The sequence below is a fragment of the Kitasatospora sp. NPDC001095 genome, from assembly GCF_053598615.1.
The window spans coordinates 1-14,502 of the sequence record NZ_JBSFKQ010000033.1; the positions used below are offsets into that span (position 1 = coordinate 1).

General features: G+C 72.7%; 12 protein-coding genes. 3 read left to right on the plus strand and 9 right to left on the minus strand.

Going from position 1 to position 14,502, the window contains the following annotated elements:
• Positions 1–226 precede the first annotated feature (226 nt).
• From ACWDBB_RS24295 to ACWDBB_RS24305, 3 genes are read right to left on the minus strand one after another with little or no spacing between them, the layout of a single operon-like run.
• On the minus strand, positions 227–1,132 hold the full coding sequence (locus tag ACWDBB_RS24295; RefSeq protein ID WP_449791606.1) for an SDR family oxidoreductase: 906 nt from the start codon (positions 1,130–1,132) through the stop codon (positions 227–229).
• Positions 1,129–2,136 carry an alpha/beta fold hydrolase gene (locus ACWDBB_RS24300; protein WP_449791607.1) on the minus strand — a complete coding sequence of 336 codons (1,008 nt, stop codon included), beginning with the start codon at positions 2,134–2,136 and terminating at the stop codon, positions 1,129–1,131. The genes ACWDBB_RS24295 and ACWDBB_RS24300 overlap by 4 nt, the downstream gene beginning before the upstream one ends.
• Positions 2,133–3,707 carry a flavin-containing monooxygenase gene (locus ACWDBB_RS24305; RefSeq protein ID WP_449791608.1) on the minus strand — a complete coding sequence of 525 codons (1,575 nt, stop codon included), beginning with the start codon at positions 3,705–3,707 and terminating at the stop codon, positions 2,133–2,135. Before ACWDBB_RS24305 ends, ACWDBB_RS24300 begins: the two co-directional genes overlap by 4 nt.
• Before the next feature lie 202 nt (positions 3,708–3,909).
• Between ACWDBB_RS24305 and ACWDBB_RS24310 the strand changes: the two genes are divergently transcribed.
• Positions 3,910–4,698 (plus strand): MerR family transcriptional regulator, encoded by a 789-nt coding sequence (locus tag ACWDBB_RS24310; RefSeq protein ID WP_392871836.1) that lies wholly within the window; start codon positions 3,910–3,912, stop codon positions 4,696–4,698.
• Between the two features lie 299 nt (positions 4,699–4,997).
• A complete protein-coding gene (locus tag ACWDBB_RS24315) occupies positions 4,998–5,789 on the plus strand; it encodes an ABC transporter substrate-binding protein (protein ID WP_449791609.1) in 792 nt (263 codons plus the stop codon).
• A 99-nt stretch (positions 5,790–5,888) separates the two neighbouring features.
• Here ACWDBB_RS24315 and ACWDBB_RS24320 read toward each other — a convergent pair whose 3' ends face one another.
• The 4 genes from ACWDBB_RS24320 to ACWDBB_RS24335 form a co-directional block, all read right to left on the minus strand.
• Positions 5,889–6,815 (minus strand): CPBP family intramembrane glutamic endopeptidase, encoded by a 927-nt coding sequence (locus tag ACWDBB_RS24320; protein WP_449791610.1) that lies wholly within the window; start codon positions 6,813–6,815, stop codon positions 5,889–5,891.
• Between the two features lie 361 nt (positions 6,816–7,176).
• Positions 7,177–8,814 (minus strand): M4 family metallopeptidase, encoded by a 1,638-nt coding sequence (locus tag ACWDBB_RS24325; protein WP_449791611.1) that lies wholly within the window; start codon positions 8,812–8,814, stop codon positions 7,177–7,179.
• Between the two features lie 555 nt (positions 8,815–9,369).
• Positions 9,370–11,400: a serine/threonine-protein kinase gene (locus ACWDBB_RS24330; RefSeq protein WP_449791612.1), complete on the minus strand. Its 2,031-nt coding sequence runs from the start codon at positions 11,398–11,400 to the stop codon at positions 9,370–9,372.
• A 312-nt stretch (positions 11,401–11,712) separates the two neighbouring features.
• Positions 11,713–12,471: a dienelactone hydrolase family protein gene (locus ACWDBB_RS24335; RefSeq protein WP_449791613.1), complete on the minus strand. Its 759-nt coding sequence runs from the start codon at positions 12,469–12,471 to the stop codon at positions 11,713–11,715.
• Positions 12,472–12,691: 220 nt separating this feature from the next.
• Between ACWDBB_RS24335 and ACWDBB_RS24340 the strand changes: the two genes are divergently transcribed.
• Positions 12,692–13,054, plus strand: a complete 363-nt coding sequence (locus ACWDBB_RS24340; RefSeq protein WP_392871854.1) for a DUF6191 domain-containing protein — start codon at positions 12,692–12,694, stop codon at positions 13,052–13,054.
• Here the strand turns inward: ACWDBB_RS24340 and ACWDBB_RS24345 are convergent.
• Both ACWDBB_RS24345 and ACWDBB_RS24350 read right to left on the minus strand, forming a co-directional pair.
• Positions 13,015–13,416 carry a VOC family protein gene (locus tag ACWDBB_RS24345; protein WP_392871857.1) on the minus strand — a complete coding sequence of 134 codons (402 nt, stop codon included), beginning with the start codon at positions 13,414–13,416 and terminating at the stop codon, positions 13,015–13,017. The genes ACWDBB_RS24340 and ACWDBB_RS24345 overlap by 40 nt on opposite strands.
• Positions 13,417–13,482: 66 nt before the next feature.
• The gene (locus ACWDBB_RS24350; protein WP_449791614.1) at positions 13,483–14,298 is read right to left on the minus strand and encodes a (2Fe-2S)-binding protein; all 816 of its coding nucleotides are present in this window, start codon (positions 14,296–14,298) and stop codon (positions 13,483–13,485) included.
• Between the last annotated feature and the right edge of the window lie 204 nt (positions 14,299–14,502).

A 14,502-nucleotide genomic window follows, 5' to 3' on the forward strand; every position in this document is an offset into this window, starting at 1 on the left:
CCACGTGATCATTCTGACGGTCCAGCGTCGCCCGGCACGGCAACCGGGCGACACGTCACGACGGGGCGAACGTTGCCTGATGCGGCACTAGGGGGGACGGGTGACAGATGACAGCTGACAGATTTCGAAATCTGTCAGCTGTCATCCGTTCGCTGTCATCCGTCTGCTGTCATCCGTCTGCTGTCATCTGTTCGCAGCCAGCCGCCGGCCGCCGGGCTGTCAGCCGTCAGCCGCCCGACCCGCTCCGGCTCCCCCGGGCCTCCGTGTCCGCCGCGCCCCCGGCACCGACGGCGCGCAGGCGGCTCGCGGCGGTGGCGGCGAGCTGGGGGGCGAGCCGGGCCACGTCCCGGGAGCCGACCACCGCGATCATGGTCGGCAGCAGCCAGCGGACCGGCTGCATCCCGCGCAGCCAGGCCTGCGCGTAGACGTGGGCGGACCGGCGGGCGATCCCGGCGACGATCCGCTCCACCGCGGGTTCCAGCGGGTACGTCTTGTTCGCCGGCCACGGCAGCCGGGATCGCATCTGCCTCAGCACGGCGTCCTGGTCGGCCCCGCGCACCATGTCGGTGTCGGTCCAACTCAGGTACCCGACACCGACCTTGATCCCCTGGTACGCCACCTCGGCACGGATCGAGTGGGCGAAGGCCTCCACCCCGGACTTGCTGGCGCAGTAGGCGCTCATCAGCGGCGCGGGGGTCAGCGCGGCGAGCGAGGCGATCTGGAGCAGGTATCCGCGGCTCTCGGCGAGCGCCGGCAGGAAGGCCCGCGCGGTGGCCACGCTGCCGAGCAGGTTCACCTCGATGACCCGGCTGAACGCCTTGTGGTCGCTGTCGGCGAGCGGCCCGCCGATGGCGATCCCGGCGTTGGCGACGACGGTGTCGATCCGCCCGTAGTGCTCCTTGATCCGGCGGGCGGTGTCCTCCAGCGCCTCGAGGTCGGTGACGTCCACCTCCCAGCTGGTGGCGGACGGACCGCACCGCTCGGCGACGTCCTTCAGCTCCTCCGGCTCCAGCCCGAGCAAGGCCACCTTGGCCCCGCGCCGGGCGAGCTTACGGGCCAGCGACGCGCCGACGCCGCGCGCGGCCCCGGTGACGACGACGACCTGCGCGGACAGCGGCGGGATGGCGTTCATGCGACGGAGGTCCTCTCCTCGACGGAGGCGGGAACGGTGCCGACGGGCTCGGCACCAGCGACGGCACCAGCGACTGAAGCGGCGGCGGAAGCGGCGGCCAGGTACGCCGAGGCCATCCGGTGGATCTCGGCGGCGACCTCGTCCGGGCGTTCCAGCGGCGACATGTGGCCGACCCCGGGGAGCAGCAACAGCCCCTGCGGGTCCTGGAGTTCGGCGACGATCCGGTGGGCGTGCACCGGCGGGGTCAGGCGGTCGGCGGTGCCGACCACCACCGCCGTGGGCGCGGCGAGCCGGGCGAGCCCGGCGTGGACGTCCAGCCGGTCCAGCACCGCGGCCCAGTTGGCGCGGACGGCGGTCGGGCAGGCGTGCACGATCCGGGCCGTCGCCTCGACCTGACCGGCGGGCGAACCGGGCCCCATGGTCGCGTACTTGAGCGCCACCCGGCTGACCGGCGAGACCGGCCCGAGCGGCATCCGGGAGCGCAGCAGCTGCCGGTGCAGGAGGCGCCGCAGTCCCGGGGAGCGTACGGCCGGTGGCAGGACGGTGAGTTCGGCCACCAGGTCGCCGGGCCCGGTGGAGATCAGGACGGCCGCGGCGGTGCGTTCGGCGACGTCGGGTCGGCCGCCGGCGGCCATGATGGTCATCCCACCCATGCTGTGTCCGGCCAGCACGGCCCGCTCGCCCGCCGGAACGGTCCGCGCGAGCACGGCGGAGAGGTCCTCGGCCAGTGCCCGGGTCGAGTAGCGGGCCCGGCTCGGCGGGATCTCGCTGCGTCCGTGGCCGCGCTGGTCGTAGGCCACCACCCGGTAGCGGTCGGTCAGTCGGCGGATCACCGGGGCCCAGAAGGCGGTCGAGCAGGTCCAGCCGTGCGCGAGTACCACGGTGGGCGCGCCGGGCCGGCCGTGCACCTCGACGTGCAGCCGGATGCCGTCCGCCGACCGGATGCTCAACTCCTCCGCCGGAACCGGTGGTTCGTACCCATCGGGGAGGTGGACGCCGCTCATGCGGAGACCTCCTGGTCGGCGGTGCGGGCGGCGGTCGGTGCGGCGCGCATGATCAGTTCGTACTCGCCGAGGTCGACCTTGCGGGTGGCCCGGCGGAACGAGGTGGTGGAGCCGGGCCAGAGCACGGTGTTCTTGCCGTTCGGGTCGAGGTACCAGCTGAGGCAGCCGCCGGTGGTCCACACGGTGCGGTCCATCCGGTGCTGGAGTTCGAGGTTCCACTGCCGCTGGGCGCGCGCGGTGGGCTGCATCGCGGCGGCTCCGATCGAGCCGAGCGTGGCCAACGCGTCGATCATGTAGTTCAGTTGGGACTCGATCATCAGGATCATCGAGCTGTTGCCGAGGCCGGTGTTGGGCCCGATGACGAAGAAGAGGTTCGGGAAGCCGTTCACGGTCGAGCCGCGCAGCGCCTCCATGCCGTCTTTCCACTCCTCCGCCAGGCTGGTGCCGTTGGCACCGAACACCCGGGCGCCGATGGGCATGTCGGTGACGTGGAAGCCGGTGCCGAAGACGATGGCGTCCACCTCGTGCTCGCTGCCGTCGGCCGCGACCAGGGTGGAGCCGCGCAGTTCGCGCAGGCCGGAGGAGACGACCTCGGTGTTGGCCGCCGCGAGCGCCGGGTAGTAGGTGTTGCTGAGCAGGATGCGCTTGCAGCCGATCCGGTAGTCCGGGGTCAGCTTGGCGCGCAGCGCCGGGTCGGGGACGCCCTGGGCGATGTGGCGTTCGGCGAGCCGCTGGACCAGGCGCAGCAGTCCGGGGCGGCGCACGAAGGCGTCCACCTGGATCTCGCGGAGCGCGAAGAGGGTGCCGCGGCGGATCTTGGTGGTGACCGGCAGGCGGCCGTGCAGCCACCTCTCCAGCTGGGTGATCTCGCGGTCGCGGCGCGGCAGCACCCAGGCCGGGGTGCGCTGGAAGACCGTCAGCTTTCCTACCTTGGGCTGGATCGACGGGATGATCTGGGCGGCGGAGGCGCCGGTGCCGACCATCGCGACGCGCTTGCCGGTGAGGTCGAAGTCGTGGTCCCAGCGGGAGGAGTGGAACACCTTGCCGGGGAACCCGCTGAGCCCGGGCAGGTCGGGGATCTGCGGGTCGGCGAGCGGTCCGGCGGCGGAGACGATGGCGTCGGCGGTCCACTGGCCGGCCGAGGTGGTGATCCGCCAGTGGGTCCGCTCGCTCTCCCAACGGGCTTCCAGCACATCGGCGTTGAAACGGAGGTGGGGTCGGAGGCCGAAGACGGTGGCGACCTTCTCCAGGTAGGCGCGGATGTCCGGCTGGCCGGAGAAGCTGCGCGGCCAGTCGGGGTTGGGCGCGAAGGAGAAGGAGTAGAGGTGCGAGGGCACGTCGCAGGCACAGCCGGGGTAGCTGTTGTCGCGCCAGGTGCCGCCGACGGAGTCCGCGCGCTCCAGGACCACGAAGTCGGTGATCCCGGCGCGGCGCAGTCGGACCGCGGCGCCGAGGCCGCCGAAGCCGGAGCCGATCACCGCCACCCGGACGTGTGGGACGGACTCCTGCGCAGCGGCGGTGTCGATCGCTGCGGACGCGCCGGAGCCGGGGCGCTTGCTGCTGGATGCCATGCGGCAACCTCCTGAGGGTGGGACGGTGATCGTCGCGCTCTCCCGGGGGTCTGCGGCCCCGGGACCTCCCGGGGGCTCGCCTCCGGGACCCCGCCAATCGCGCCAGCAATCACTGGCATCGTTGGCAGGGTAGCCCTTGCTGACACCGGATGGAAGAAGCACGACAGCTCCGGTTCGGGGATCGTTCCGAGCCGACGGTCCTATGCTGATCGCCGTGGACAAGGTCAGAGCTGCTGCGGGCGACAGAAAACGCGAGTACCGGGTGGAGGAACTGGCCGAGGCCGCCGGCATCACCACCCGCACCCTGCGCTTCTACCGCGAGCGCAAACTGCTTCAGCCGCCCCGCAAGGAGGGCCGCATCGCCTGGTACGGCGAGGAGCACCTGGCCCGGCTGCGGATGATCGGCGAACTGCTCGAACGCGGCCACACCTTGGGCGGCATCGCCGAGCTGATCGGCGCCGGGGAGAGCGGGCGGGACGTCGCCGGACTGATCGGGCTGGAGGCGGCGATCGTCGCACCGTGGTCGGACGAGACGCCGGTGCGGCTGGACTGGGAGGAGCTGAAGGCGGCCTTCGGCGACCAGCTCACCGAGGAGAACACCGCCGAGTCGATCGCCCAGGGCTACATCACCGTCGAGGAGGACGGCATCACCCACGTCAGCCGCCGGCTGATGGACGCCACCACCGAGTTGGTGGCGGAGGGGGTGCCGCTCTCGGCGGTGCTGGAGGCGAGCCGCCGCACCCGTGAGCACGTGGACGCCATCGCCGAGATCTTCATCGAGGTGGTCACCGAACACCTGCTCAGCGCGCTCGCCACCGACACCCCGCTGCCGCGCGGCGAGGCGGCCCGGCTCACCGAGCGCATCCTTCGGGTCCGGCCGCTGGCACGGACCGTCGCGGACGCCCAGTTCACCCTCGCGATGGACCGGCGGGTCCACGTCGAGTACGCCGAACTCCTGCGCCAGCGACGGGAGAACGGCTCCGAGGCGTAACCGGGCCACTGTCCGGGCAGGGATTCCGGCGCCCCGCCCGTACGTTGGAGGTGCCGCCGATGCCCCGACCGCTCAGCCGCCGCACCGCTCTCGGCCTTGCCGCCGGGATCGCCCCCGGGCTCGTGCTCGCCGCGTGCGGGGCCGGCTCCACGGCGTCGAGCTCCGGCTCGTCCGGATCTTCCGGCACTGGCGGAACGGGCGGGACCGGCGGCGCTGGCGACACCGGCAGCACCGGCGGGCCCCGGACGGTCCGGCACGCGCGCGGCGAGAGCACCGTACCGGCGCGGGCGAGCCGGGTGGTGGCCCTGGACAGCGACGCGCTGGACTCGGTGGTCACCCTCGGGCTCGCCCCGGTCGGCACCACCACCGTCGCGGCGGGTGCCGCCTTCCCCGCCTACCTGCCCGCCGAACGGCTGGCAGGTACGAAGCCCGTCGGGGCCATCGGCCAGCCCAGCCTGGAGACGATCGCCGCACTGCGGCCGGACCTCATCCTGAGCAACCAGGTCCGCGACGACAGGCGGTACGACGAACTGTCGAAGATCGCGCCGACGGTGCTCACCCGGACCACCGGGCCGACCTGGAAGGAGAACGTCCGGCTGCACGCCGAGGCGCTGGGTCGGACGGCCGAGGCCGACGCGGCGGACGCGGCGTTCCGGGCGAAGCTCCGGGACCTGGTCACCGCGCTCGGCGGGCCGGCCAGGGCGGCGGCCACCCGGGTCGAGATGGCCCGCTTCCTGGCGGGCGCGCCGACCAGGCTCTACCTGAACGACACCTTCGTCGGCTCCCTGCTCAAGGACCTCGGGCTCGGCCGGCCCGCCAACCAGGACAAGACCGGCTTCTCGATGGAGATCAGCCCCGAGCAGGTGGACCAGGCCGCGGCGGACGTCATCTTCTACTCCGTGTACGGGGACGAGGCCAAGTCCGACCAGGGGAAGATCACCGGAGGGGCGCTCTGGAAGAACCTGGACGCCGTGAGGAGCGGGCGGGTGTTCCGGGTGGACGACGGTTTGTGGATGCTCGGCATCGGCTACACCGGGGCCGGGCTGATCCTGGACGAGATCCGCAGGGACCTGGTGCCGACGGTCGGGTGACGGGTGCCGGGTGACGGGTGCCGGGTGACGGTGCCGGATTTCAGATGTCAGCCGTCAGCTGACGGAGTTCATCATCTGTCATCTGAACTCCGTCATCTGTCACCGACCGCCCGCCGGCGCCAACCGCCCGGTACTCGCAAGGAAGGCCACGAACCCGCCGAGGACGATCCAGCCGGGCCAGCCCGCCAACGACATGGTGAGCGGGTCCAGCTCGGCGTCGGGGTCCGCGAACTCCCGGACCATCGACACGCTCATGCTGCTCGCGAAGGCGTGCGCCACCACCGCCGGGACGACCGACCCCGAGCGCAGCCTCAGCCAGGTGAAGACCGGCACGACGAGCACACAGCTCACCGTCAGCGCGGGCACCGCCAGGTACCAGGGCCTTCCCGGGTACTGGCCACCCATCAGCAGCGTCGGCAGGTGCCAGAGCGCGAAGGCCGTCCCGGTGAGCAGGTACGCCCGCACCAGCACCCCTGCACCGCCGCCTCCGCCACCACTACCGTCACCGCGTCGCAGCAGCCGGGGGAAGAGGAAGCCCTGCCAGCCGATCTCCTCACCGAAGAACAGCGGCAGCGACAGCACCAATCCGATCAACCCCCGGGCCGCCCACGCAACGACCCGCCCCGGATCCAGCGAGCCGAAGCCGGCGAAGGGGTAGCTGCCCGCCAGGGCGCCGAGCACCAGCGCCGCGGCCGTCAGCCCGCCGAGCACCCCGAGCGGCAGCAGGCAGGCCCGGACCGCGCGCCACCGCGGCCGGGGCAGGCGCAGCGCGAGCGCCTCCCGCACTCCGCCGCCGCGTTCGACGAAGCGGACCACGAGCAGCGCCGCCAGCGCCGGGGCCAGCATGGCGGCCCCGATGCAGAGTTGCTCCAGGGCACCGGTCTCTTCCCGGGCGTCGGCCCGCCGGTACCCGTCGGCGAGCAGCGGTGCCATCGCCGCCCACATCCCGGCGTAGGCGAGCACCAGGTAGACCAGCAGGCCGCGCCGCCGGACGGCGCTCGTCGGGGTTCGCGTCAGTAGCGTCATGTCGGGGACGTTACGGACCTCGGGCCCGTTCCCGGAACCAAGTGCACTGCCACCCGCGGTAGTTGTCCACTACCACCGCGATGGTCGAGTTTTCTGGGTGTACGGGAGCCCGGCAGAGGTGCTACGTCACGCCCCGCTCTCCGCCGCCCGCCACCCGTCATGCCGCGAGTCACCACGAAAGCTGCACGAGAAGGAAAATTGACGTATCGTCAGGCGTCACACAGCGGGGGCGACGGTGGTCCGCTCACCGTCGCCCCCGCCGTACTCCCCCGCCGGCCGGCACCCACGGCCCGGCGGGGCCTCGACACTGTCCCGGGCCGGGCCCGATCGGTTCAGGCCCGGACCTTGACCTCGGTCCGGATCAGTTGACGTTGACCGCCGTCCACGTGGCGGCGACCGCGTTGTACTCCGCACTGCCCGAGCCGTACAGGTCGGCCGCCGCGCTGAGGGTGCCCGCACGGGCGCCCGCGTAGTCGGTGGTGGAGGTGAAGTACGTGGTCAGCGCGCGGTACCAGATCTGCGCGGCCTTGTCGCGGCCGATGCCCGCGAGCGTGGAGTTGTCGTACGTCGGGCTGTTGTAGCTGAACCCGTTGATCGTCTTCGCGCCGCTGCCCTCGGACAGCAGGTAGAAGAAGTGGTTCGCCACCCCGGACGAGTAGTGCACGTCCAGGTTGCCGACGTTCGCGTCCCAGTAGTCCGCCGAGCCGCCGTCCTTGCTCGGCTGGTCCATGTAGCGCAGCGGGCTGCCGTCGCCGCGCAGGTTGATCAGCTCGCCGATCCAGTAGTTCGGCGGGTTGGAGGGCAGGTTGGCGTACCACTCGACCATCGTGCCCATGATGTCCGAGGTGGCCTCGTTGAGGCCGCCGGACTCGCCCGCGTAGTTGAGGTTGGCGGTCGCCGCGGTGACGCCGTGGCTCATCTCGTGGCCGGCCACGTCGATCTCGGTGAGCGGTGCGGTGTCGTTGCTGCCGTCGCCGTACGACATGCAGAAGCAGCTGTCGTCCCAGAAGGCGTTGACGTAGCTGGAGCCGTAGTGCACCCGGCTCAGGGCGCCGACGCCGTCGTTGCGGATGCCGCTGCGGCCGAAGGTGCTCTTGTAGAAGTCCCAGGTGGTGGCGGCCCCGAACTGGGCGTCCACGGCGGCGGATTCGCGGTTGTTGACGGTTCCGTCGCCGAAGCTGTTGCTGGTGTTGGCGAACAGCGAGCCGGTTCCGTCGGTGCCGTTCTTGAGGTCGCTGGTGGACTGGCCGCCACGGCTGTCGTCCTTCAGCTGGTACTCCGAGCCGCTCTGGGCGGTGGTCAGCGGGACCTGGCCGACGAAGACGCCGTTGCCGGTGCCGGCCGCGGTCTGGACGGTCTCGTGGCCGGCGAGGGTGCGGCCGTCGGTGGCATCGGTGACCAGGATCTGACGGCTCGGGGTGCCGTCGGCGCGCAGGCCCTCGACGGTGGTGCGGTACGCCAGGCGGGGGTTGCCGTCGGTGGCCCAGACCATCAGCTCGGCCCGGCCGGCCTGGTGGACCTCGGTGAGCGGCGACTCGTCGGCGTCGGTGGTCACCCCGACGGTGGCCCTGACCGCCGCCGTGACCTGCGTGACGGCCTGGTCGGCGGAGAGCTTCGGGGTCAGGTTCGGCAGCGCGATCCGTGCCGCGACCGCCTTGTCGACCGACTTCACCGAGCCGTCGGCCTTCTGGTGCACGACGAGGTCGCCGCCGATCACCGGCAGGCCGGCGTAGGTGCGCTCGAAGCGCAGGTGGCGGGTGCCGTTCTTGTCCAGCACGGCGTCCCTGGCGACCAGTTGCTCCTTGTCGCCGAGCTTGAGCGCCTTGGCCAGCGGGCCGGCCTGACCGGCCGCCAGCTTGAGCACGGTCGCGTGCTGCTGGGCGGCCTGGGCCTGCAGCGAGGGGGTGGGAGCGGCCTGGGCGGCGGTGCTCACCTGGATCACACCGGTCAACAGGGCCGTGGCCGAGAGTACGGCGACGGCCGCGAGCTTACGCTTCACGTACGAGTCCTTCCGGGAAACCGCGTCTGGGCGCGGTCGCACCGCGTCCCGGGGGGCCGGGTCGGCACCTGTGGGGCGGGACGGGCACTGACGTGCGGGAACCCCGTGCAGTCGAGCGGCTCGCCACCGAGGGGTGGGGGTGGGGCTACCGCCGGGGGATGACCAGAAGCATGACAATCCAGCAGATGAATTGACAGGTCTGGTTCAGCGATTGGCCAGGTCCCGCCATTGGGTAAAGGGCGTCCAATCGACGGGCATACCAGGGCGATTCACCACATCCCACCGCGGGTCTCGACCCGTGCGACGGCCGACCGCCTGCACCTACGGGCACTCACCCGCCGAACGCCGGGGTGACTCGTGCGCCCGGCCGACCGTCGATCGACTTTTACATGTGTGTAGAAGATTCCATACGGTCCCTTGACACCCTGGTGGCGAGGTCCCGCCACCCGAACCCCCTTGCCCACCTGGCGAGTTCCTGCTATCGGCGCGCATCGGCCCGTACCTGCGCCCGGGCCTGTGGCCGGGCCTGAACCCGGGTCCGCGCGGCCTGGGCCGTCACTGGAGCCGCCACTCCTGGGCGGTGTTTCCAGGGGTGCAGGCGACCATGGTGACCGCGCTGCCGGGGCCGTTGTTGGTCATACAGCTCTGGTTCTGGTAGTCGCCGAGCGTGTACGAGCCAGCCGAACTCCCGGTGCGAACCGTCCAGTTGGTGAGGAAGCTGAATCCGCTGTTCAGGACGACCTTCCCGTCCATCGTCTGGACCATCAGCGGGCCTCCGTTGTTGCAGGCGTTGAAGAGGATCCACGAGCCGGGGTTGGTCGAACGCACCCAGCCGTACTGCGCGTGACCTCCGACCACGATCGGGTTGTCGCCGTTCAGGTTGTCGTCGCGCATGCCGATCGCACGGCCGTCCTTCACGCTGACGATGGTGCCCCAGCTGTTTCCGCCACAGGAGGCGGGCCGGCTCGGGCTCTGCGGGGCGCCGGTGGCGCCGCCACCGTTGGTCTGGGCCGGGGGCTGCGGGTTCTGGTTGGCGGGCGGGTTGGCCGGGTTGCCACCGGCGGGCTGGTTCGCCTGACCCGCCGACGCCCCGCCCGCGGCCGTTCCCGTACCGCCGGCCCGGTTGCCGCCGGAGCCACCCGGGCCGCCGCTGCCGCCCTGACCGGCGGCCGGGACCTGGGCGGCCGGGAGCTGCGGCTGGCCCTGGGCGGCGCCGGGCACCGGCTGGTCGGACCCCGGGGTGGCCGCCGGGGTGTCGGTCGGTGCCGGGGCGGCGGGCGCGGTCGTGGTCGCGGGCGCGGTCGCCGGCGTGGCGCCGCCCGGGTTCGCGGGGGCGGTGACCACCACGGTCGGCTGCGCGCCTGGCGGCAGGGCTGCATCGGAGCCGCCGGCACCGCGGTCGATCAGCAGGACGGTCGCCGTGCCCATCGAGATGACGACGGGGATGACGACGGGCACCAGAAGGGTGCGCCGCGGGCGCCGTCGGCCGGGTTCGGTGGGCGCCTGCGGCCCCACCTTCGCGACCTCGTCCGGCGCCGGGGTGCCGCCCTTCGCCAGGTCCACCGCGGCATCGCCCCCGGCCGGCTCCGCTGCCCGGTCCTCGGGTCGATCCGCCGTGACCCGCTCGGCCGGGTCCGCGGCACGGGCACCGCCCGCAGCCCCTTCGCCGGCACCGGGCCGCAGCGGGATGGTCCCGCTGTCGGCCGCGCCGGCCTTCCCGGGCACCCGCGCGCCTGCGGCGCCACCCTCCCCCGCGAGCGCCGCACGGGCCGCACGGGCCGCCGACGCCATCGCGGCGGCATCCGCGTACCGCTCCTCGGGCTTCTTGGCGAGCGCCCTGGCGACCAGTGCCCGCACCGACACCGGGAAGGTGTCCGGCAGTTTCGGCACCGGCTGGTTGACGTGCTTCAGCGCGATCTGGAGCGGCCCGTCACCGGAGTACGGCGGCCGGCCGACCAGCAGTTCGTAGCAGACGACACCGATCGAGTAGAGGTCGGTGGCCGGCCCGAGGTCCGCGCCCTCGGCCTGCTCCGGGGACATGTAGAGCGCGGTGCCGATGATCGCGAACGGGGCGGTGAGCTTGGTACTGGCGAGCGCCCGGGCGATGCCGAAGTCGGTGATGGCCACCCGTCCGTCGGCGCGCACCATCAGGTTGGACGGCTTGATGTCCCGGTGCACGATCTCCCGCCGGTGCGCGGCGTGCAGCGCGTCCAGCGCGCCGGCCACCAGGTCGAGGACGCGCTCGACGCCCATCGGGCCGGTGTCCTTGAGCACCCGGTCCAGCGGACGGCCGTCGATCAGCTCCATGACGATGTAGGCGCAGCGCTCCTCGCCGTCCCCGCCGCTCTCGCCGTAGTCGTGGACGCCCACCACGCCGGGGTGGTCGACCGCGGCAACGAGCTGGGCCTCGCGGCGGAAGCGCTGGGCCGAGGTCTCGTCCTCCAGCAGTTCCGAGCGCAGGATCTTGACCGCGACCCGCCGCGCCAGCACGGTGTCCTCGGCCTCCCAGACCGATCCCATCGCACCGCCGCCGATCTTCTCGACCAGCTCGTACCGCCCACCGAGCACGGTGCCCGCGCCGCTCATACCCCTGCTCCCCCGTGTCATGACCCCGCCCCCGCGGGTCGTCGGCACACAGTGTGCCAGAGGATGTCGAGGACTCAGTCGCGCAGTCCTGAAGAGGAATTGAGCATCGCTTGTCAGTCGGCGAGGAAGTACCGAGCACAGTCCGCGACCTTCCGACCGGCCGCGGCGACGGCCCGCGGCCGGTCGGACTGGATGGCGTGACCGGCGCCGTGAACGGTGCCGTGCGTTTCCCCGGACGGCGCTGCTGGCCATGTGCCGACGGGTCGGCCGGATCGGCCGGGTCGGCCGGGTCGGCCGGGTCGAAATCGGGCCTCAGGCCGGCAGGACCCGCTTCAGCAGGCCGAGCAGCGCATCCCAGTGCCGTTCGGCGGCCACCGCGTCGTAGCGGGTGGTGTCGGCCTGGGTGTAGCCGTGCGGGGCGCCTGCGTAGACCTCGGCCTTGTACCGGACGCCGGCGGCGGTGAGGGCCTCGGCGAGCCGGTCGATCTGCTCGGGCGGCAGCGCGGGGTCGTCGTCCGCGTGGCCGAAGTACAGTTCTGCGGTGATCCGATCGGCACCCAGGTGCGGGCTGTCCGGGAGGTCGGTGGCGAGGCTGCCGCCGTGGAACCCGGCCGCGACGGCGATCCGGTCCGGGTGGCTGGCGGCCGTGCGCAGCGCCAGCAGGGCGCCGCGGCAGTAGCCGGTCAGGCCGACCGGGCCGTCCTGGACCAGCGGGGACTCGGCGAGCCAGCGCAGGTACGCGTCCGCGTCGCGGGCGGTCGCCTCCGGGGTGAGCGTGTCGAGCAACGGGACGAGCCGGCCGAAGAGTTCGTCGGCCTGGTCCAGGTCTATGAGTTCCGGCAGTTCGACGACCGGCGAGCGGCCGTTGCGGTAGTAGGCGTTGGGGACGAGCACGGTGTACCCGGCGTCGGCCAGCCGGTCGGCCATGGCCTCCAGGTGCGGCCGGAGCCCGAAGGCGTCCATGTAGAGGATGACGCCGGGGTGGGCCCGACCGTCGTCGGGGTGGGTGAGGTAGGCGTCGGCGGTGCCGTCCGCCGTCGGGATGTCCACGAGGGTTCCGCGCACGGGCATGGTGAGGGGCGCTCCTTCCGGTTCGTCCGGCAGCGTATCCGGTGGGTCCGCGGCCCGCCCGTGCGCTTTTCGCCACAGCGCGGCCTCGCCCTCACAGCGCGGTCTCGCCCTCCCGGCGCGGCCCCCACACGCGGCGTGGCTTCGCACCCCGGCGCAACCACGATGCACGGCCAGGACGTGCCCGGGGAACGCCGGGGCCCCGCGGGGGCGTTGTGCGGGCATGGGGTGGATCGTGGGTGTGACGGCGGTGGTCGCGGCGGTGCTGGGGCTGGTCCTGCTGGCGGCGTGGCAGGTCCAGGACGAGGCCTCGTCACGGCCGCGTCAGCGCGGGCCGGGGACGGGGCTGGGTGTCGGCGGGCTGGAGGAGCTGCACGCGCTGTTCAGCCCGGGCAAGCAGGTGCAGATCGAGCAGAAGCACGAGCGGCTCGTGCTGCGGGACGACGCGCAGGCCGGAGCGCCGCCGCACTTCGGCGTGGACCTGGACCGGGGCGTGGCGGTGCTGCCCGACGGCGCCGGCGGGCGGACGCCCGGGGAGAAGGGGGCTCAGGACTCCCAGGTGCGGGAGCAGAGCACCAACCGGTAGCCGTCCGGGTCGGCCATCGTCACGCCGTACTCCTCCCAGTACGGGTTGTGGGACTCGACCCGGGTGCCACCGGCCTCCTCCAGCCTGGCGACCAGGGCCTCGTCCACCGGGGCGCCGAGGTAGACGACGAACAGGTCCTCCACCGTCGGAGTGGGCTCCAGCGGCCGTTCCGGGTCGTGGGTCAGCTCGAAGTGCCAGCTGCCGCCGGACGGACCAACCATCAGCAGGTCGTGCTTGCCGGGCACCCGCTCGGTGCTGCGCCACTGCACGTCGAGGCCGAGGCCGCCGACGTAGAAGCGCTCGGCCGCCGCGAGGTCGCGCGAGGGGCGGGCGATCCGTACCCGCGTCGTGGAATCGATCATGCGAGTGACCATAGCCGATGCCACTGACAGCGAACGGGCCCGTCCGGCAGTGCTGTGGACGGCCCGTCAGAGGCGGCCCAGCCGTTCCTCGTCGGAGGTCCGCGGGCAGGTCAGGCAGGCGGCCGCGGCGGGACCGACGGCGTAGTAGAGGCAGCAGCCGAGCCGGGTTCGGGTGTGGTGGGCGCGCCCGTCGGGGGTGTGCAGGCGGCGGAAGTCGGCGCCACCGGGGAGCGGCAGGGTGCCGCCGGGCAGGACGGCCTCGGCGGCGGCGACGGAGGCGTCCTCCTCGCCGAGCATCCGGCCGAGGTACCAGAGGGCGGAGGCCAGGTCGTCCGTCACCATGCCCCAGAGCGCGCGGTCGCGGCGCCGGGTGGGCCCGGCGAACGCGGCGAGCACCGGTTCGAGGTGCGCGACCACGGCGGCCCGCAGTTCGGCGCGCAGTTCGTCGTCGCCGGGGAGGGTGACGTGCCCGCGCGGGCGCAGGGCGAGCGCACCGGTGGGGGCGTGCAGCCAGAGGTCGGCGGCCTCGACGACGGGGACCCGGCGGGCGAGGTGCCAGGGCCCGGCGATCAGCAGGCAGACCGACCAGGCGTAGTGGTGGAGCAGCCGGGAGGCGGTGACGTGCGGTCGCGGGGCGCGGCCGTGCTCGTCGGCGATGCGGGCCTCAGTGCCGGCCAGGACGGCGGCCAACGCCGGTTCGTCGGTGATGAGTTCGGCTCCGGAGTACCAGCCGTCGGCGGCGCGCGGGTCAGGCTCTGCGGCGTCGAGCAGGCGCAGTTCGAGCACCGGGCAGAGCTCCAGCAGCCGCCGGTAGTCGGCGACGAGCGCCGAGGACGCGGCGGGCACCGAGGACGCAGCGGGCACCGAGGATGCGACGGGCACCGAGGATGCGACGGACGCCGCGGACGCGACGGACGCAACGGGCGCGACGGGCATGGGTGTTCCGGGAACCATTGGCACTCCCGTGATCGATTCTGCATGATCGATTAAGGTGAGGCTCACCTTACAACGCTTCACGGTCGAGCCAACCGAAGCTTGACGAATTTAGGTAAAGCTAACCTAAGATATTGCTTCGTGCTGAGAACC